Raw genomic sequence first — 19015 nt, forward strand, 5'->3', positions numbered from 1 at the left:
GTGGTATCCATAAATAGGCCTCGTGGGTGTAAACCTATTTCAGGACGGGACACCGTCCGTAAAAAAGGCCTTCTACTGAAGGCCTTTTTCGATTTACAAACTACTGCGGCAGCACCCTACGCCAGTTGCGACATCACAGAGTCATAATCCCAATACGCCTTGAGCGACGTCAGTTTACCGTCGGCGTTCGCGGCGTACACCACAACCATATCGACGACAATTTTCATGTCGCCCGGCATTGCATTAACCATGTGAACCACATTGGCACATTCGTCACCCGCCGGATGCGAACTGACAATGGTGAAATCGATACTGCCCGGCGCAATGACCATATCCCAAAAGGCGGCAATGGCCTCTTTACCTTTGTGCCCCTCTCCCGTGGGGTCAAGCGGTGACACCCCAACCGGATCTTGCACCACCGCATCGTCGGCAAACAGCGATAACCACGCCTCGCGATTTCCGGCACTGACATATTGCCCCGAGCGCTCGCTGGCCTGCTGCGCTAACTTTCCGTAAGCCATAGTACTCTCCTGAGTTAAGCCGCCCCTACGGGCGGCTTAGTGACGGGGATCAAAAGCTGAGTTTTACATCAAAGCCGTAGCTTTTCGGCTCACCGAAGACGGCGGCCCGATACAAGCCAAGACTGATCGAATGCACTTTGTAATCCTCATCGTTCAGGTTGCGGCCCCAAAACGCCACTTCCAACTGGCTATCCCCCACAGACATCTCAGACAACGCCATCCGAGCATTAACAATGCCGTAGTCATCCAAGAAGAAACCCTGAATATCATCGTTAAAGGCCGTGCCATACCGCTCATCGGTCCAACTGTAATCCAGCGATGCAGTCAGCAATGCGGTGTTGCTACCGCTCCCAACTCCACGCTGATATTCAAGGCCGACAGAGTAGTTATGCTCAGGGGCATAAGGCATCTTAGAGCGCGAAGCGATGTCCTCGCCAAACCCAGGGTTAGCCATAGGGATTCCGCCGGGGCCAGCAACGGTAGTCCGTTGATCGATATACTCGACAAAATCTGCGTCGGTATAGCCGTAAGAGACCTGCAATGTCAGCCCCCGTAACAGTACCGCCATCATATCGATCTCGAAGCCATCAATCTCGGCTTCACCCACGTTATAAACGTCAGTCAGGAAGATGGTGCTGTTATCGGTGATCTGCTGCGTTTGCATATCTTCGTATTTCGAATGAAAGACTGCTGCATTGACGCTGACACGATTATCCAGCCAGCTGGACTTCACACCAAGCTCATAGGACGTCATTTCTTCTTCGTCAAAGGGGGGCTGAAATCCTGCTTCCGTACTGCGTGTATTGAAGCCACCCGCTTTGTAGGCGGTCACAACTTTTGCGTAAGTACTGAGGTCTTCTGTCCAGTTATAATCAACAGTTATGCTCGGATTGAAGTTGCTCCAGTCTTCACTGCCGGACTGCTCACCATTGGCAAAGTTTACGCTGTTCTTGCGAGCAGAGCGTTCGTCAACGGTATAACGGGCACCGACGGTGACATCCAACTTATTGTTGAGTGCTTCCGGCGTCCATGTTGCTTGACCGTAGATTGCATAAGCTTCCGCGTCGGAATCGATCTGGCGATTCTCACTCTGCACATAACCCGGAGTGACGGCGAAGGGATTAAAGTTGAAGTCTACTTCGCTCTCGTATGACTCTTCTTCAAAGTAATAGAGCCCAGCCACATATCTGAAGTTAGCGCCTATATCACCAACCAGCTGAAACTCTTGAGAAAACTGTTCCTGCTCAACTTCAACATTCGCCTCAAAGAACTGATCTCCGCCACCGTAATCCTGTCGCGTGCGTTCCTCAAGTTCACGGTAGCCGGTAATCGACTTGAACTGACCAATCGCGGAGTCCCAAGTCACAATCAACGTGTGGCCGCTAATCTCCGTGCTACTCGGATCAGCTTTATCCCACCAAGAGCCACTTTCTTGGCGAGACTCGCTTGCGGGTCCGCTAATACCAAACAAACCAGCCGTGACAGGGTCAGCCAGAATCGCGGTTTTCTGATAGAAATGCTGTGGACCGTCAATCTCAGAAAAATCGTAAGCATAATCGACGGTGACACTGTCACTCGCGTCCCAGCGCAGGGCTACCCGGCCGGCCTTTTTCTTCTCTTCACCGAAATTATCGCCAGCACCGGTATTTTTTACCCAGCCTTCGTGACTGGATTCCATGTACGTCACTTTTGCGGCGACACCCTGATGTTTTCCGGTTTCAAGCTTGGTCAGTGATTGCCAGAAATCCCGGTTGCCGAAGCTGAGTTTCTGACTGACGCCGAATTCATCACTGGGTTTTGCGGTAATCATGTTGATCGCACCACCGGTGGTGTTGCGGCCATAGAGCGTTCCCTGGGGACCACGCAAAATTTCAATACGCTCCAGGTCGGCAACATCACCTGTCAAACCGACTGAACGCGCAATGTAAACGCCATCGACATAGACGCCGATCGCCGGGTCCTGGGTCGTCTGGCTGTCGTTATTTCCCACACCGCGCATAAACACGACCATTGAACTGCGGCTGTTTGGGAACGGCGACATGGTCACGTTGGGCGCCAGGCCCGCCAGATCGCCGAGATCTCCAATACCGAAGCGTTCGAGCCGCTCACTCGAGAACGCCAACAGCGAGATAGGGGTTTCCTGAAGTGAACTCTCGCGCTTTTCCGCAGTCACGAGTACTTCTTCGAGCGCCAGCCCATCATCAGCGTGAACCAGTGCCGGTGCCGACAACGCGCCACAAATCGCCGCCGCGATAAGCGACCGACGAGCGGGAATATTCGTCATGGAGATCTCCTGTGTATACTGCTTCATTGTTGGTTTGCGCAGAGCGCTCGCTTGCTCTCTTTTATTATTCAGGCAAGTTAGCCAGAGATAGTCTCAACGGCGAGCGTTTACGAGTATAGTCCATTCGGCTTAGCAGAGATCAGACGACGAGAACATGTCCAACACAAGCGACTTCTTCCCCCCAGGCCCCTTACAGAACCCCCATGTGCAGTCGATACTGGCCTCTGCGGGTCCGCGCAAACTGAAGCTGATGGCACGCAGTCGGGAGCTGTCACGAGTCAGTAAATCCGTCATTCTTGATTGCGGCCACGGCACCCAATTGCTCGGCGAATATTGCCGTCAGGAAAACCAGCGCAGCCGAGGACTGATTACCCTGATCCACGGCTGGGAGGGCAGCTCCCGTTCAACGTACTTGCTCTCAGCCGCCTCCGCGTTTTACCGGGCGGGCTACGATGTATTCCGCCTGAACCTGCGAGATCATGGCCCCAGTCACCACCTCAACCGAGGCCTGTTCAATTCCACGCTGCTGGACGAAGTGCTGGGCGCCCTGCGCAGTATTCAAAGCAACTACCCTCACGACTGGCAGTTTCTGGCCGGGTTTTCTCTCGGAGGCAATTTCTCGCTGCGCATCGCGGCCAGAGCCAAAGAAGCCGGTATCCGCTTGAACCAGACCATTGCGGTCTGCCCGGTCGTCAATCCGATAAAAACCATGGAAGCGCTGGAACAGGGCTGGTGGGTATACGAGCAGTATTTTGTAAGAAAGTGGAAGCGCTCTCTGCGGCGCAAGCTGGAGCTTTACCCCGAGCTGGATTTTGGCGAGCGACTGGCTGGCATGCGCAAACTGCGCGACTTCAACAACTACTTTGTGCCAAACCACACCCCCTTCGACGAGCCCGAGGACTATTTCCGGGCCTATGCGCTCAGCCGGGACGTTCTCAGCACGCTGAGCAGCCCGACTCATATCGTCGCCGCACAAGACGATCCGATGATCCTAGCCGAAGACTTTGAAACCCTGCGCGGCATCGACCAGCTAAGTATTGAAACGCCCCGCTACGGCGGCCATTGTGGCTTCGTCAAAAACTACCAACTGGACAGCTGGATCGACGAACGCCTGCTCGAGCTGGTTGAATTAAGCCGCCGTCAAGCCGCTGCGCCCGCAAACAGTACAACGCGATTCGCCGACAAGGACTGATCAGCGATCGCTGAGGGCCTCGGCTATCGCCAGCACGCGCAAGGCATCTTCAACATGCAGCGCCTCAACCAGGCGCCCGTCTACCAACACCACGCCCTTACCGTCAGCCTCGGCCTGTTGCCAGGCATCGCGCACTTTTTCTGCCCGGGCAATTTGTTCAGCACTGGGCGAGAACGCCTGATTGGCGGCGGCCAACTGCTTGGGATGGATCAGGGTTTTACCGTCGAATCCCAGCTCAACGCCTTGCGCGCAGGCCAACTCCAGTCCTTCGGCATCGTCCAGGTCAAGATGAACACCATCCAGCACATCCAGGCCATGCGCTCTGGCGGCCAGCACACAAAGCCCCAAGGACGTGATCATACCCAATCGTGACGGGGTATGAGGAACACGCAAGTCTTTCGCCAGATCAGACGTGCCCAGTACGATCGCCGCCATGCGTGGATCGGCACCCGCCACCTCATCAATCGACAAAATGCCTCGCGGCGTTTCCGCCATCGTCCACAATTTGAGTGCGGCGGGCGCCTCGTGCTGTTTAAGCAACTGCGCCACCGCACGCACCTCCGCGGCGGATTCTACTTTCGGCAAACACAGCGCCGCGATTGGCGCCTGGGCAAAAGCAGCGATGTCGTCGCGCCCCCAGGGGGTATCGAAGCCATTCACGCGAACCACCAGCTCACGATAGCCGTAGCCGCCCTCGTTCACCGCCGCCAGCACCTGCTCACGAGCCACAGTTTTCTGCGACGGGGCCACAGCATCTTCCAGATCGAGAATCAGCACATCCGCCTCCAAGCCCCGCGCCTTTTCCAAAGCGCGGGTATTGGCGCCGGGCATGTACAACACTGAACGTCGGGGAGTAAAAGCCATGTCTGTGCTCCGCAGGAAAAAGGCAGCAGTCTAGCACAACACTGCCGCCCCGATTTGGCACGACGCGTCGACGCTGGCCGATGCCTGACCGCAATTTGAAAGGCAGAATCGCGGCTGCACAATTGCGAATCATTTTCAATTAGAGATAGAATGGCGACCCTTGTTGACCGTCTACAGGCCTTGTTGAGGAGCCGTCATGATCAAACGCCTGCTGAGCGCACTGCTGTCCTGCTCTCTGTTCCTGCCCACCGTTACCCTCGCAGCGTCCACCGCCCCCGACAAGAAAGCCATTGTGGCGCACTACAGTGACATGGCCTACGCGATATACAGCGATGCAGCCACCGCCGCCGAGACGCTGCAACAACGTGTCGACGCCCTGCTCTCGGCCCCGTCTGCGGCTACTCTGGAGGCCGCTCGCGATGCCTGGCTGGCCGCTCGAGTGCCGTATCAACAGAGCGAAGTGTTCCGATTCGGCAATGCCATTGTCGATGACTGGGAAGGCAAGGTGAACAACTGGCCGCTGGACGAAGGACTGATCGACTATGTGGCTGACGACTACGTATACGCGCTGGGCAATATCGCCGCCGAGCTGAACATCATCGCCAACCCGAGCATTGATCTCGGGGGCGCGCACATTGACGCGACCCGAATCACTCCCGAACTGCTGGAAGAACTGAACGAGCTCGGTGGCAACGCTGCGAATGTCACCAGCGGCTATCACGCCGTGGAGTTTCTGCTGTGGGGCCAGGACCTGAACAGCCATAAACCCGGCGCAGGCCAGCGTCCCTACACGGACTATGTCAGCGGTGAAGGCTGCACTCACGGCCACTGCGATCGCCGCGCTGATTTCCTGCGAGCCGCCACACAATTGCTCGCCAGCGACCTGCATGACATGGTCGCGCAATGGGCGCCCGGCAAGGACAACTACCGCAAAGAACTGCTGGCTCTGCCCGCCGAACGCGGCATAGCCCGGATTTTCTACGGTATGGGCTCACTGAGTCTCGGCGAACTGGGCGGTGAGCGCATCAAGGTCGCACTGGAGGCAAACTCCACGGAAGACGAGCACGACTGCTTCAGTGACAACACCCACAACTCCCACTATTACGACGGACTGGGCATTCGCAATGTCTATCTGGGCGAATACCAGCGACTGGACGGCAGCAAACTGACGGGGCCGTCGCTGCACGATGCCGTGGCGGCTGCCAATGCCGATGCAGACACCAAGATGCGCGGCGCACTGGACCACACCATGGCGGAGCTGAGTAAACTGAAAGCCCTCGCCGAAGGCGCTCAACCACAGCCCTTCGACGTATTGATTGCCCCCGGCAACGAACAAGGACGCAAACTGCTGATCAGCATTCTTGAGGCGCTCAGTCAGCAGACTCGACTTCTGGAAGATGCCGCCGCCAGCCTCGACATCAATCCCAACGCGATCTAATTGATGCGGCGCCCTGCGCTTGTTGTCCTGCTGCTCGCGGCATTGTGCAGTGCCCTGCAGGCGTCTGAGCGCTCGGCGGACCCGCAACTGCTCCGCCCCGGCTCATCACTGACGAATGAACAACGCCTGGACTGGGCCGTCGGGCGCAGCTTCACCCACAAACCCTGGGTATCCGCCCCCGCCACCACAACGGCGCGCGACGGGCTCGGCCCTTGGTTCAACGCCAATAGCTGCCTTGCCTGTCATCCGGGCAATGGCCAGGGGCAGCTTCCCGAAAACGGCCCTGGACTGGTTCTCCGCCTGCCCATCGACAGCCCATTGGGCAGCCAACTGCAAGACCGTGCACTGCCGGGTTTTTCAGCAGAGGGACGCATCCATTGGCAAGAAACGCTGAACGGGGCCTTGCGCGCTCGACGCTACACGGTTATTGATCAACCCACATTGGCGGTGTCAGCAAGACTGGCCCCGGAACTGCGCGGCGTCGCGGCACTGGACCAAGTCCGCGATGCCGATATTGTGGCGTGGGCAGATCCCGACGACCTCAATGGTGATGGCATCTCAGGTCGCCCCGCCTTGCTGCCCGCTAACGAGGAATCGGGAAAAGCGCGACAGCTTGGCCGTTTTGGCTGGAAGGCGGCGCAGCCAAGTCTGGCCGAACAGATCGCTCAGGCCTTTGCAGAAGATATGGGCATCGATTCCTCTCTGCGCCACAGTCGCCGCTGCGACGATCCGTCGCTGCCGCCCCTCCAGCAGCAGCGTTGCCAACGTGCATCGGGCGCCGCGCCGGGAGAGGACGTGGAAATCAGTGAGAAACTTTTCAATGCTGTACTGCTCTACTTCCGGGGTCTGAGCATACCGACGGCAACAGCGACGCTGCACCCGGCTGGCAAGCGACTGTTCCATGCGCTGGACTGCGCCGCCTGCCACCGGCCCTCTCTGCCACTCGGCGACGGCGCCATTCAGCCTTACAGCGATTTGCTGTTGCACGATATGGGCGAGGGCCTGGCCGATACTGTTGCCGAAGGTGGCGCCGAAGGGCATGAATGGCGAACGGCGCCGCTATGGGGGCTTGGCTTTCGCAGCCGTGACCCAGACAATACACGATTACTGCACGATGGCCGCGCAGGCACTATCCACGAAGCCATTCTATGGCACGGCGGCGAAGCCACCGCCAGTGTCCAGCGCTACCGCCAATTGTCAGCGCAAGACCTTAACGATCTCATCCGCTTTTTACAGGAGCTGTAAATGTACCAGACTGCGACAACGCGTTTTTTCTCTGGTCGATTCATCAACGGACTCGCCGTGACGGCCATAGCCAGCACACTCGCAGCCTGTAGCCCTGCACCTGAAGAACGGCTGCTGGAAAGCACGGCCAACGCCAGCCTGCTTCCCGCGTATATGGGGTTTGCCGACACGGCAACCCAGCTCGCCTCGGCCACGCAGCGCTTTTGCGAGGCACCGAGTGAAGAGACGCTGGACGCCAGCCGGGAACTCTGGCGCAACAGTGCCGTGGCGTGGTCAGGTTTGCAGGTCAAGCACTTCGGCCCGGTCACCGTGGATAATGTCAGCTGGAAAATCCAGTTCTGGCCCGATCGTAAAAATCTGGTTGCCCGAAAAATGGAAGCGTTTCTGCAGAACGGAGAAGCCATCACCACACAGAGTATTGCCGATGCCAGCGTCGTGATTCAGGGCTTGAATGCGCTGGAGTATCTGCTTTTTGATGAAAAGGCCGGACAACTGGCAAGGTATCAGCAAGATGATCATCGCCGTTGTGACGCTCTGCAAGCCATCGCAGCACACCAGCAGAATGTCAGTCGGACATTGTATGAGAGCTGGCTGCCGGACCATGGGGATTACCTGAAAACCTTCACCCACCCCGGCAAAGATAATATCAGCTTCCCCGACACCCAACTGGCCGTCGCAACCCTGATAGAAAGTCTGGTGGAAGGCGCCGAGCTGGTCGGCCGCGACAAGCTGTCGCGCCCTATGGGCAGTGACCGCAAACCGGCAATCCCCCAGCCCTACATGCTCGAATGGTGGCGGAGCGGATTCTCCGCCCAGAGTATTCTCAGCAGTTTGAATGCCATGCAGCGGCTTTTCCTCGCCGACAAACTATACGGGCTGGACGACTACCTCCGCGACCAGGATCAGACTGCCTTGGCGGATGAAATCAGTGCCGCCTTTGAGCGCTGCATTGCCGCTGCACAGAATCTGGATGGCAGCCTGTTCGAGCAACTCAGCAGCGGTGCCGACACCCACAAGGAACAGGCACTGCTCAGCGAAGTACAAGCCCTGCTTCTGCTGCTGAAAGACGAACTGCCCGCCGCATTAAATATCACTCTGAGCTTCAACGGCGCCGACGGAGACTGAGATGAAACGACGCGAGGTACTGCTTTCATCTCTTGCGTTGCCCCTCGGGGCCGCGCTGTTGTGGCAGGGGCGTGACATCATTTCACCAAATTCAGACGGCCGTGCTTACACGCCACTATGCAGCGCCGCCTACGATGGCCATGGCGGCTGCCAGTTCGGCGCGACCCAATCCGGCAAACTCGCGTTTAGTCTGAGCAGCCATGAACGCGGACACGACAGCTGTGTTCACCCCGCGCGTAAGGAAGCCCTGTTCTTTGCTCGCCGCCCCGGTACCCATGTGTATATCACCGATTTGCACAGTGGAGAGCTTAAACAAACGATTCAGGCCCAAGATGGCTTTCACTTCTACGGGCATGGCTGCCTCGGAGCCGATGGCCGCACACTCTACACTACCGAAAATCACGTAGCTGGAGACGGCCGTGGGGCCATTGGTTGTTACGACAGCCATGACGGCTACCGCTATCTCGGCCATATCGACTGCGGCGGTATCGGCCCCCATGAATTGGCATTGATGCCCGATGGTGAACACCTGGTGGTTGCCGTCGGCGGACTGAAAACACTGCCAGACTCAGGCCGTAAAACCCTCAACCCCGAGACTCTGGAGCCGGGGCTGAGCTATATCCACCTGCCCAGCGGGGCCGTTGCGGAATTCGTCCCATCGCCGCACCCACAGCTCAGCCTGCGGCACCTGGATGTCAATGCACACGGTGATGTGGTTGTCGGCGCACAATTCCAGGGCCCCCGCCCCTCAACCCAGCCATTGCTTTACCACCATCGCCGCGGCAGCTCGCTGCGCGCGCTGGACCGTCAGCGTCCACTGCCTATGCGACACGACTATGTCGCCAGCGTTGCACTCGATGACAGTGGCCAGGCGCTGTGCAGTTTTCCTTTGGATAACCAGTTTGCACTGTGGTCGATTGCCGAACAGCGTCTGATTCAAAGCTGGCAGCTCAGAGACTGTGCCGGGGCCGTCTACGACCCCCAGTACCGGCAATTTGTGATCAGCAGCAGCACCGGACAACTGGTAGCGGTTCGCGCCGGCGAACGCACGCCGAGACAACTTGCTTATCTCCCCGAGTTTCACTGGGATAATCACCTCAGCCTGATTGGCGCCGAACTGGCAAGCCAACTGCCCACGAGCTGACCCCACACGCCGAGAGCAACCATGAAACGACGCAGTATATTGAAACACAGCCTCGCCCTGGCCACGGCAGCCAGCCTGCCACGCATGAGTCTGGCTATGGCGTCGCCCGCCGATGACTTCGACTATATTTTGACCGCCGAGACGGGCCGGGAAAATCTGCTTGGCGATGCGCCCACGGATATCCTCGGTTTTAACGGACAGTTTCCCGCGCCAGTGCTTCGCGTAAAGCAGGGTAAGCGACTGCGACTGCGCTTTGATAACAAACTGGAACAGGCCAGTACCATTCACTGGCATGGCATCCGTATCGACAATGCGATGGATGGCGTGCCCATGCTCAGCCAGAAGCCGGTCGAACCCGGCGAGAGCTTTGTTTACGACTTTGTCTGCCCAGACGCCGGCACATTCTGGTACCACCCGCATATACACAGCATCCGCCAGCTGGGGATGGGAATGGTCGGCGCCCTGATCGTCGAGGAGCCCGATGCCCCGCCCTACCACGAGGTCATCATTGGTCTGAAAGACTGGCGCCTGAAGCCGGATGGCAGCTATCTGCCGCTGTCGATTCCCCGGGAAGCCTTCCGGGATGGCACTCTGGGGACGGTAAACACGGTGAACGGCCAGCAGCATCCTGTCATCGACGTCCCCGCGGGCGCCGCCTTGCGACTGCGTATTCTAAATATGGACAACACGCGGGTATTTCGCCCGGAAGTCAGCGGACATGAGACGCGAATCCTTTCGCTGGACGGCAGCCCGGTCATTCCCCATCGCCCCTTTGAATTGACACCACTGGGCGCAGGAATGCGCATGGATCTCGCCATGTATGCCCCCAACCGTGTAGGAGAACAAATCCCCGTTTACGATAAAAAAGGCCGGTTTGGCGTTGAGCTTTGCCGACTGAGGGTTGTCGAGAATACCCGGCATACGGCGCCGAAAACCCTGCCCAATCTACCCGCCAATCCGATTGCGACACCTGATCTCGACAAGGCAGAAATCCTGCGTTTTGTATTTGAGTGGCAGGGAGCGCTGTCACCCACCCGCGCAGACGGCGCAGTCGATCACAGCTTCTGGCTCATCAATCGCCGCGCCTGGGATGGCGGCGAGGGCCACCACAGCCTGCCGGAACCGCTGGCGAAGCTGACACTGGGCCGCAGCTACATTGCCGAACTACACAATGCGACACCGCATCAGCATCCGATCCACCTGCACGGTTTAATCTTTACCGTATTGTCATCTAACAAGCGCAGCATTATCCCCTACCATAGCGATACAATTCTGTTAGAGAAGAACGAGCGCGCACGCATCGCTTTTGTGGCCGACAATCCCGGCGACTGGATGTTTCACTGCCATGTGATTGAACATATGAAAACAGGCTTGATGGGCTACATCTCCATCAGCTGATCCTGTCCAACACTGACAGGATGGCGCGTCTTCCTTGTACTCGTGACCCGCATCGCGATATGGTTTCTACTACTGTCACAGGAATACTTGGCGCGCATGAGCCTCGTCACCAAAGCCGGACTACTTGTCGCCTGCACCATGCTGGTCACCTTGCTGTCCGGTTTGCTCGCCCGAAACTATATTCTCAATCCACACCTGCTCAGTATTGAACATGAAGCAGACCAACGTGATATAGAACGCTTCACTCACGCCATTGACCATTATCGCGAAAACCTTGAAAGCCGGATAAAACGCATCTACGCAGCGGCCGGTGTGCTGCAGAATCTCGGCGGCACAATAAACTGGTCCCCGATTGTTCTCAACCTCGCCCACATCGGCGGTTACGAAGAGCTGGACTATTTCATTCTCGCCGACAAAAGCGGTGACAATGCCGTGATGCGGGCCGGCGAACTGGTCGATAAGGAAGACACACCGCCCTCTCCCCGCGCCTTGAACGAAGTGCTGAAGAAAATTATCTCCCAGCTCGACAGTACGGATGGCGCTACGACCTCGGGGTTGATGGTCAGCCAGGCCGATGGCCCGCTGGTATATGCGGCCGGACGGGCAAGCTGGAACACCGATAAATTACCCGCGATCTACGCCGCCGTCCGGCGATGATCGAAGAGCTTGGGGAACACCTGGGCTTGTCGGTGGAGGCCCTGAGTCTTGCCGACAGTAAGAACCAGAGAAAGCACTACGGTGTGGGGCTGGGACAACGCAGTGATGCCGATACGCTTTACGCTGAACTGCATGATCGCAATGACAATCACATTCTCTCTCTTAAATTCAACACGGCTCCCCGGGCTTTTGACGAAAGAACATTCAGCCCCACCATTGTCGCTGCAATGAGTTTCTCGATTCTGGCTTGGGGTCTGATCTTGCTGGTCATGCGCCACAGCATCGTCAAGCCGATTCAACAACTCACCGCGACCATGCGACGTGTGCGACAGACCAGTAATTACGGAGAACGCTTTGAATACCGGCACCGGGATGAACTGGGCAAACTGGTGGACGAATGTAATGAACTGCTCAACCACGTTGGCGGACATACCCAGCAGTTGGAAAACTACTCGTATAAAGACTCTCTGACCGGTATTGGTAATCGACGTCTGTTCCAGGAGCGTCTGGATTATCAGTGGCGGCTCTCACAGCGCAAACACACGCCGCTCAGCGCAATTGTTTTCGATCTGGACTACTTCAAACAATACAATGATCTGTATGGGCATGAGGGCGGCGACACCGTGCTCAAGGTATTTGCCTCGCTGTTGCAAGAGGTCTTCACACGCGACACCGACGTCGTCGCTCGGACGGGCGGAGAGGAATTTATCGTGCTGCTGCTCGACGCCGATTACCACTGTGCAGAGTTGATGGCAGAGCGCACGCTGAATGCGCTTCGTCAGCGTCATATTCCGCATGCCGGGGCAGCTCACCGCGGCCAGGTCTCCGCCAGTGCCGGCGTTTCCAGCCTGACGCCTGACGAGAGCAACAGCCAGGAGCAGCTTATCCGTCAGGCTGACAAAGCGCTTTACCGCGCCAAGCAATTGGGACGTGACAATGTCGCCGTGTACGAGTCCTCATCGCTGCAACTGATCAATCACACGCACAAATCCCAGCCGTAAAAAAACCGCTACCCCCAATGGGATAGCGGTTCTCTTTTACCCAATCACGGCTTATTTTTCAGCGCTGAGTGCCACCACATTGCTGACTGGGGCGTCGCTGCCGCCAAACAGTGAGCTGACTTTGTCGCCATCCGCTTTAGCGGCTGTTGCCTTGGCCGCGCTGCTCCGCTTGCCGCCCGACGCCGTCTTCTTGGCCGCGGCACGCTTGGGCGCTGCGGCTTCGCTGCTCTTGCTCGACGACGCCTTGCTTGAACGCGCTTTGCGAACGGGGGCCTTAGCTTTGCCAGCGGCCCGCTTTGGTGCCGGTTTCTTCTTGGCAGCCTCCGCAGCCTCTGCATCCGCCTTCTCTGCCGCTTTCACCGCCGCCAGCAAGTCTGCAAACGCTTCTTCAGCACACTGACGATAGAAGGCGGGGTCTGGCATGGAGTCGCGATCGCCGAGAATCGACATCGTCACAACACCACAGGCACTGTAGATCAGGTGGAACAAACCAACGCCCGGTGTCAGCAGACCCAAACCGTAGTAGCGGACCATTTTTGCGCCCGCCGAGTACAGCGGGAACGGCGGCCCCGCCACATTCGACACCACCGAGCTGATACCCAGCGGCAGGTGCTGTGTCAGCTCGTTGTTAACATAGGTGTTGACCAGCGGGCGGGTCAGCGCGGGAGCCATCACGCCAGCAAGACACAAAACGTCAACCAGCGGCGAGTTCTCACCGTAGACCTTGGCATCCTGCGAGCCCTTGTGGACCGCCTTCAAACGCTCCAGCGGATCATCAAGCTCGGTGTGTACTTCAACAAATACCGAGCCGATCTGGTTGTTCTCATCAGACACGCCGCGGCGAGTCCGCATATTCAAGGGGATAGATACCGCCAGGCTGTCATCAGGCAGCTCCTCGTGATGCTTGAGGTACTTGCGCATTGCGCCACCGACCACCGCCAACACCACGTCATTGATTTTTACGTCGGCGTAATTCTTGATAATTTTAAAATCATCCAGCGGAAACTCGGCGGCCTCAAAGACGCGATACGGCCCTACCGGTTTGTTAAAGCGGGTTCTGGGCGAGGTAATCGGTGGCATGGGAATCTGTTTGCGGGCCACACCCCACGCCATCTTGCCGAGGTCTCTCAATGTGCTCGCCGCGCTACCGACCATTTTGACGGTATTCTTGACCTGGTTGATCGCCGTCGCCGTGCCCAGGTACAAGGAACTGGGCGCCACATCGACCATGACGGTATCCGGTCCTTCCGGCACTGCCGCGGGGTCCGCTTCCAAATCGTGAATCACCGACATGATTGACGAACCACCGGCGCCATCAACCAGCGAGTGGTGCATCTTGGTGTAGATGGCAAAGCCACCCTTGGGGACACCCGGAATATTATCCAGCCCCTCGATGATATAGGCCTCCCACAGCGGACGTGACATATCCAGTGGACGGGCATGCAGGCGGGCAATCAAAATACAGAGCTGGCGCCAGTCACCCGGCTGAGGAAGCGCGAGGTGCCGAATGTGGAATTCCACGTCGAAATTGGCATCCTGCACCCAATAGGGGCGATCAAGATTCCCCGGCACCTTGACGAGGCGCGAGCGAAAGATGGAGTGCTTCTTGAGTCGACGTTCGAAATTGGCAATCACACCCTTGAAGCGCACGAAACCACCCGGCGCCGTCGAAGGGTCGTAAATCCCCATACCGCCCACATGCTGAGGCGTGTTGGGGTGCTCCAGATTGACAAATGCCGAGTCGAGTATACCTAATTGCTTCATGCCTGATCACACCTCGTTAATTATTATCCCTGACTGCCTGACCACCTGCGCGGCAGGGAAAATCCATTTTCCAACAGCGCGGTGTTGCTTATCGGCCCTAAGGCCAGCCAAGCACCGGGAATGCACATATCATTCCAAAAGTGTAACAGCGCTGCACAAACTAACGGTAGCCCACATACCCGTTAACGCGACATAGTGCCCAAAAAGGTGCACTCACTGCGACCGTCGCTGTCGCTCCGGCGGCGGTGCACCGACATGAGGAACCTGACGCTGACGCGCCAGCTCCACCTGTTTCTGACGGTCGCGGAAGCGCTTGCGCTGCTCCTCGGTCAATGTTTCGTAACAGGACGGACAGCTTACCCCTTCCTCAAATTGCGGGTGCCGGCGGTCCTCGTCACTGATCGGGTGACGACAGCCATGGCACAGTGCATAACTGCCCACTTCCAGTCCCTGCTTTACGGAGACGCGGTTGTCGAAAACAAAACACTCGCCTTCCCACAGGCTGGACTGCGCATCCACCTCTTCGAGGTACTTCAGGATGCCACCCTCAAGGTGGTAGACCTCGTCGAAACCTTCCTGTTTCATAAATGCCGAGGCTTTTTCGCAACGAATGCCGCCTGTGCAAAACATCGCGACTTTCTTGTGCTTTTCAGGATCGTAATGCTCGCGCACATACTCGGGAAACTCACGGAAGGTCGCCGTTTTGGGATCAACGGCGCCCTTGAACGTACCGATTTCCACCTCGTAATCATTGCGCGTATCAATCAACAGCACTTCGGGGTCAGAGATCAGGGCATTCCAGTCGCGGGGTTTCACATAGGTTCCAACCACATGGTTGGGATCAATACCCTCGATACCCATGGTCACAATCTCTTTTTTGAGCTTGACCTTCATGCGGTAGAAAGGCTGCGCCTCGTCGTAGGACTCTTTATGAACAAGATCCACCAGACGCGGATCGCTGCGCAGCTCACTCAACAGACTGTCGATAGCGTCTCTGGAGCCCGCTACGGTGCCGTTGATCCCCTCTTCGGCCAGCAGCAAAGTGCCACGAACCCCCAAATCCAGGCAGCGCTGCAACAGCGGCTCGCGCTTCTCCCGGTAATCGGGCAAGGTCACAAATTTATACAGGGCAGCAACAACTATCTGACTCATTTGGCAGCGGCCTCGCGCTTGCTGCCACCCAGACACTGCGGCGAGTCCGGCACCGTGGACTGCGCCTGCCATTCATCCGGAGAGAAGAGGTGCAAAGCCAGCGCGTGCACCGGCCCGGCCAGTTCGTCGGCCAGCGCGGCGTACACGGCTTGATGACGGGCTACGCGTCGTTTGCCATCAAAAGCCGCGGAAACCAGTACGACCTTGAAATGGGTCTCTGAATTGGCGGGCACACTGTGCATGTGGCTTTCGTTGATGAGTTCGAGGTGAGACGGGTCAAACCCGGCAAGCAGTTTTTCGCGAATCGCCTGCTCAATCTGCATGGTGGTCAACTCCTGTGAATACACCGGGTATTATACACTCGATTCACAGTGTAGGCCGCGTCGAATTGACTCAGCTCGGCGCGATCACCGCCCCCAACCTCGCCTTCAGCAGGCCAGCATCTTCCGCCAGCCCCAAACGCAGATACCCCCATTCACCGCAGCGATATACGCGGCTCAGAATGCCCTGTGCAAGCAGTGCCGAGGCCCAGTCGTCCGCACGCCTCAGCGGCAGTCGATAACTGTTAAACAGCGCTTGAGACTGGCAGGCAACAGCCTCCCCACCGAGCAGCGCCGCCCACAGCGCGGCCTGTTCACCGGACGCCCGCAGCAGTCGCCGCTGGTTTTTCTGCTGCCAGTCGCTGTCAGCAAACAATTGCGCGCCCAGGTATTGGGCCGCCCGGTTAATGGGCCAGGGCCCCAGCAAACGTGCCAGGCGATCGAGACATTCAGGCGTGGCGAGTGCCGCCCCGAGACGCAGGCCAGGCAAGCCAAAGAATTTCCCCACCGAGCGAAGCAACACTACCCTGCCGCTGTCCAGCAAGGCATTGGCCTGATAGTCGGGGTAACCGTCCACATAGGCCTGATCCACCACCATCAGTCCGTCGTCCGGCAATAGGGCCAACCATTCCCGAAGCTGGGCAACGGGAATGCAATGTCCATCCGGATTGTTGGGGCTGACCAGCACCAGATAGCGAATCGGTTTTTCTATCAGCAGTGCGGCCACGTCGCCGTCATTGTCAAAGCGATGCAGGCGATGTCCGGCCTGCTGCCAACGGTAGGCATGTTCTTCGTAAGCGACGCTGGGGAGCAACGCCTCCCCCGAGGGATACAACTCTGGCAGCAACTGAATAATCGGTTGACTGCCGCTGCTCAGCAATAGCTGCTCAGGAGCAAGTTGATAGTAGGTCGCCGCAGCACTCTGTAGCACAGGACAGTCATAGGGCAGCTCCTGCCAGATGTCCTCGGGAATCGGGGGTACAGGCCAGGGCCAGGGATTCACACCGGTAGCCAGATTCAACAGCGGCTGCGGCATTGCCGCCGGGTACCTCACATAGCGCGGATCACCACCGTGAACGGGTTGCAAGCCATCACTCACAGCTGAATATTCCACAACAGGATCACCAGCAGCCACAGCAGGCAGAGCTGATCCACCAGTCGCAGACCACGGCTCAAATCGCCGGGCGCGGCAGCACGCCCCTGCCCCAGCGTTGCACGCGGCTGCCACTCGCCGTGATAGCGGGCGCCACCACCCAGTTGAATCCCCAGTGCCGACGCGCCGCTGGCCATCACAGCACCGGCATTAAGGCTTTTCCAGCTCCAGCCCTGCATAAACTGGCGGCGAACGCTGCCGGGCGACAGACGAAGCAACGCAAAACCCAGGGCCGTGAGCTGTGCCGGGAAGAAATTCAGCACATCATCCAGGCGCGCGGCAAGGCGGCCAAAATATAAAAAGCGGGGACTGCGATACCCCCACATGGCGTCCAGGGTGTTCGCCAGACGATGCATAATCACCATCACCGGCCCGCCAAGGGCATACCAGAACAGCGAGGCAAATAGCGCATCACTGCTGTTTTCCAACAGCGACTCACAGGCCGCCGTCGCGATCTGCTGCTGATCCAGCTCAGCGGTATCGCGGCTGACAATCAGCGAAAGCGCCTGTCGGGCGCGCGGCTCATCGCTGGCAAGAAGCGCCCTTTCAATAGGCCAGATATGCTCGCGCATACTTTGCCAGCCAATTGCCAGATACAGCAGCACCGCATCCAGCAACACGCCCAGCACCGGCCAATGTCCCGACACCCAGCGCGTAAGCAGATAGACCAGTGCCAATAACGGCAACACCGCCACAAGCCAGGCCAGCGCGCCCCGCCAAAGCTGTCGTGACGGAGTCTGCCGCTCGGATGCCGGAGAATTCAAACGCGCTTCCAGCCACTGGGCGATACGCCCAAACCACACCAGTGGGTGCGCGCGCGCGGGTTCGCCAAGAAAGCGGTCCAGCAGAACCGCAAGCAATACAGCCGCAGCGGTGGCAGAGATGGATACAGTCATGAGGAGGGATCAACTAACACAACAATCAGGCCGGGACTTTAATCGTCCGCCCAAGCAGGGGTCAAGGCAAAAACATGGCGGCGGTCACCGCAGCTCAATTCGGCAAGCGGTAAAACTCGGCAGCATTTTCCCAGAGCACCCGCCTTGCACCGTCGTCTCCCAAGGTGTTGCCAATGATTTCGATATCCACAGGGTTGAACGGTCTCGGCGAGCGAGTCGACGGCAGGTCTGTACCGAACATCAGCGCCTGAGGATTGATGTCGTAGAGGCGCCTCAGCACCTGGCTCACAGCAAAATCCACCCGTCCGAACCCCGTGGCCTTCACCCGCACGCCCTTCTCTACCAGACGATACAGCAGCGGCAGGCCTTTTTTGCTCAGCCCGAGATGGTCAATGCTCACCGCAGGTAATCGACACAAGGCGGTTTCAAGTTCGCCCAAGTGACGACTGTCGCAATAAATCTCGGCGTGCCAACCGAGCATTTCGTGCACGCGCTCGGCAAAATAGCTCAGGTGTTCAACGGCCTCCCGACCGCCGCGCCGTACATTAAAACGCAGAGCCCGAACCCGGCAGGCATCGAGAGCCATCAGCGATTCGTCGGAGACATCGAGAGGCAACTGGGTAACGCCGACAAAGTGCGGTCCAAGATTGGCCAACGCGGCCTGCAGGTAAGACTGATCAAAACTCTGGAAAGAACCGGAGACCACGGCTCCACCACCAATCCCCAGCTCGACCGTCTGACCGACGTAGTCATCGACGGTATAGGGATCGGGAAGATAGCCTTCGTTACTGACCAATGGGTACGCCGGGTCAATAATGTGCAGATGCGCATCGAAAATCATGTGATCCATGACGCCGTCCT

General features: G+C 57.9%; 17 protein-coding genes. 8 read left to right on the top strand and 9 right to left on the bottom strand.

The window, feature by feature from the left end; translation table 11 throughout:
* Positions 1-116: 116 nt before the first annotated feature.
* Both AC5DB9_RS12405 and AC5DB9_RS12410 read right to left on the bottom strand, forming a co-directional pair.
* Complete coding sequence (locus tag AC5DB9_RS12405; RefSeq protein ID WP_273009915.1) at positions 117-521, bottom strand: nuclear transport factor 2 family protein; 405 nt, start codon at positions 519-521, stop codon at positions 117-119.
* Between the two features lie 49 nt (positions 522-570).
* Positions 571-2805: a TonB-dependent receptor gene (locus tag AC5DB9_RS12410; protein WP_273036233.1), complete on the bottom strand. Its 2235-nt coding sequence runs from the start codon at positions 2803-2805 to the stop codon at positions 571-573.
* A gap of 154 nt (positions 2806-2959) precedes the next feature.
* Between AC5DB9_RS12410 and AC5DB9_RS12415 the strand changes: the two genes are divergently transcribed.
* Positions 2960-3997 (top strand): YheT family hydrolase, encoded by a 1038-nt coding sequence (locus AC5DB9_RS12415; RefSeq protein WP_272991452.1) that lies wholly within the window; start codon positions 2960-2962, stop codon positions 3995-3997.
* On the opposite strand, the gene AC5DB9_RS12420 is transcribed toward AC5DB9_RS12415, so the two are convergent.
* Entirely contained in the window at positions 3998-4861 is an 864-nt protein-coding gene (locus tag AC5DB9_RS12420; protein WP_272991453.1) for an HpcH/HpaI aldolase/citrate lyase family protein, read from the bottom strand.
* 196 nt (positions 4862-5057) lie between these two features.
* On the opposite strand from AC5DB9_RS12420, the gene AC5DB9_RS12425 reads away from it, so the two are divergent.
* The 7 genes from AC5DB9_RS12425 to AC5DB9_RS12455 all read left to right on the top strand — a co-directional run bounded on the left by AC5DB9_RS12425 (position 5058) and on the right by AC5DB9_RS12455 (position 12869).
* Positions 5058-6299 carry an imelysin family protein gene (locus AC5DB9_RS12425; RefSeq protein ID WP_272991454.1) on the top strand — a complete coding sequence of 414 codons (1242 nt, stop codon included), beginning with the start codon at positions 5058-5060 and terminating at the stop codon, positions 6297-6299.
* Between the two features lie 3 nt (positions 6300-6302).
* Entirely contained in the window at positions 6303-7544 is a 1242-nt protein-coding gene (locus tag AC5DB9_RS12430; protein ID WP_272991455.1) for a di-heme oxidoredictase family protein, read from the top strand.
* Positions 7545-8669 carry an imelysin family protein gene (locus AC5DB9_RS12435; RefSeq protein WP_272991457.1) on the top strand — a complete coding sequence of 375 codons (1125 nt, stop codon included), beginning with the start codon at positions 7545-7547 and terminating at the stop codon, positions 8667-8669.
* Position 8670: 1 nt separating this feature from the next.
* The gene (locus AC5DB9_RS12440; protein ID WP_272991458.1) at positions 8671-9813 is read left to right on the top strand and encodes a DUF1513 domain-containing protein; all 1143 of its coding nucleotides are present in this window, start codon (positions 8671-8673) and stop codon (positions 9811-9813) included.
* Between the two features lie 21 nt (positions 9814-9834).
* Positions 9835-11211 carry a multicopper oxidase family protein gene (locus tag AC5DB9_RS12445; RefSeq protein ID WP_272991459.1) on the top strand — a complete coding sequence of 459 codons (1377 nt, stop codon included), beginning with the start codon at positions 9835-9837 and terminating at the stop codon, positions 11209-11211.
* Between the two features lie 96 nt (positions 11212-11307).
* A complete protein-coding gene (locus AC5DB9_RS12450; RefSeq protein ID WP_272991460.1) occupies positions 11308-11868 on the top strand; it encodes a hypothetical protein in 561 nt (186 codons plus the stop codon).
* Positions 11865-12869: a GGDEF domain-containing protein gene (locus AC5DB9_RS12455; RefSeq protein WP_272991461.1), complete on the top strand. Its 1005-nt coding sequence runs from the start codon at positions 11865-11867 to the stop codon at positions 12867-12869. Before AC5DB9_RS12450 ends, AC5DB9_RS12455 begins: the two co-directional genes overlap by 4 nt.
* A 51-nt stretch (positions 12870-12920) precedes the next feature.
* Here AC5DB9_RS12455 and AC5DB9_RS12460 read toward each other — a convergent pair whose 3' ends face one another.
* From AC5DB9_RS12460 to AC5DB9_RS12485, 6 genes are all read right to left on the bottom strand, one after another.
* Complete coding sequence (locus AC5DB9_RS12460; protein WP_272991463.1) at positions 12921-14633, bottom strand: WS/DGAT/MGAT family O-acyltransferase; 1713 nt, start codon at positions 14631-14633, stop codon at positions 12921-12923.
* Positions 14634-14846: 213 nt separating this feature from the next.
* Positions 14847-15785 carry an oxygen-dependent tRNA uridine(34) hydroxylase TrhO gene (gene trhO, locus AC5DB9_RS12465; RefSeq protein ID WP_022957528.1) on the bottom strand — a complete coding sequence of 313 codons (939 nt, stop codon included), beginning with the start codon at positions 15783-15785 and terminating at the stop codon, positions 14847-14849.
* On the bottom strand, positions 15782-16108 hold the full coding sequence (locus AC5DB9_RS12470) for a BolA family protein (RefSeq protein WP_022957529.1): 327 nt from the start codon (positions 16106-16108) through the stop codon (positions 15782-15784). The genes trhO and AC5DB9_RS12470 overlap by 4 nt, the downstream gene beginning before the upstream one ends.
* 70 nt (positions 16109-16178) lie before the next feature.
* Positions 16179-17219 (bottom strand): aminotransferase class I/II-fold pyridoxal phosphate-dependent enzyme, encoded by a 1041-nt coding sequence (locus tag AC5DB9_RS12475; RefSeq protein ID WP_272991464.1) that lies wholly within the window; start codon positions 17217-17219, stop codon positions 16179-16181.
* Positions 17201-18154, bottom strand: coding sequence for an adenosylcobinamide-phosphate synthase CbiB (cbiB, locus tag AC5DB9_RS12480; protein WP_272991465.1), 954 nt, complete (start codon positions 18152-18154; stop codon positions 17201-17203). The genes AC5DB9_RS12475 and cbiB overlap by 19 nt, the downstream gene beginning before the upstream one ends.
* Positions 18155-18248: 94 nt before the next feature.
* Positions 18249-19004, bottom strand: a complete 756-nt coding sequence (locus AC5DB9_RS12485; protein ID WP_272991466.1) for an amidohydrolase family protein — start codon at positions 19002-19004, stop codon at positions 18249-18251.
* Positions 19005-19015: the final 11 nt, after the last annotated feature.

This window comes from Spongiibacter sp. (assembly GCF_984394615.1).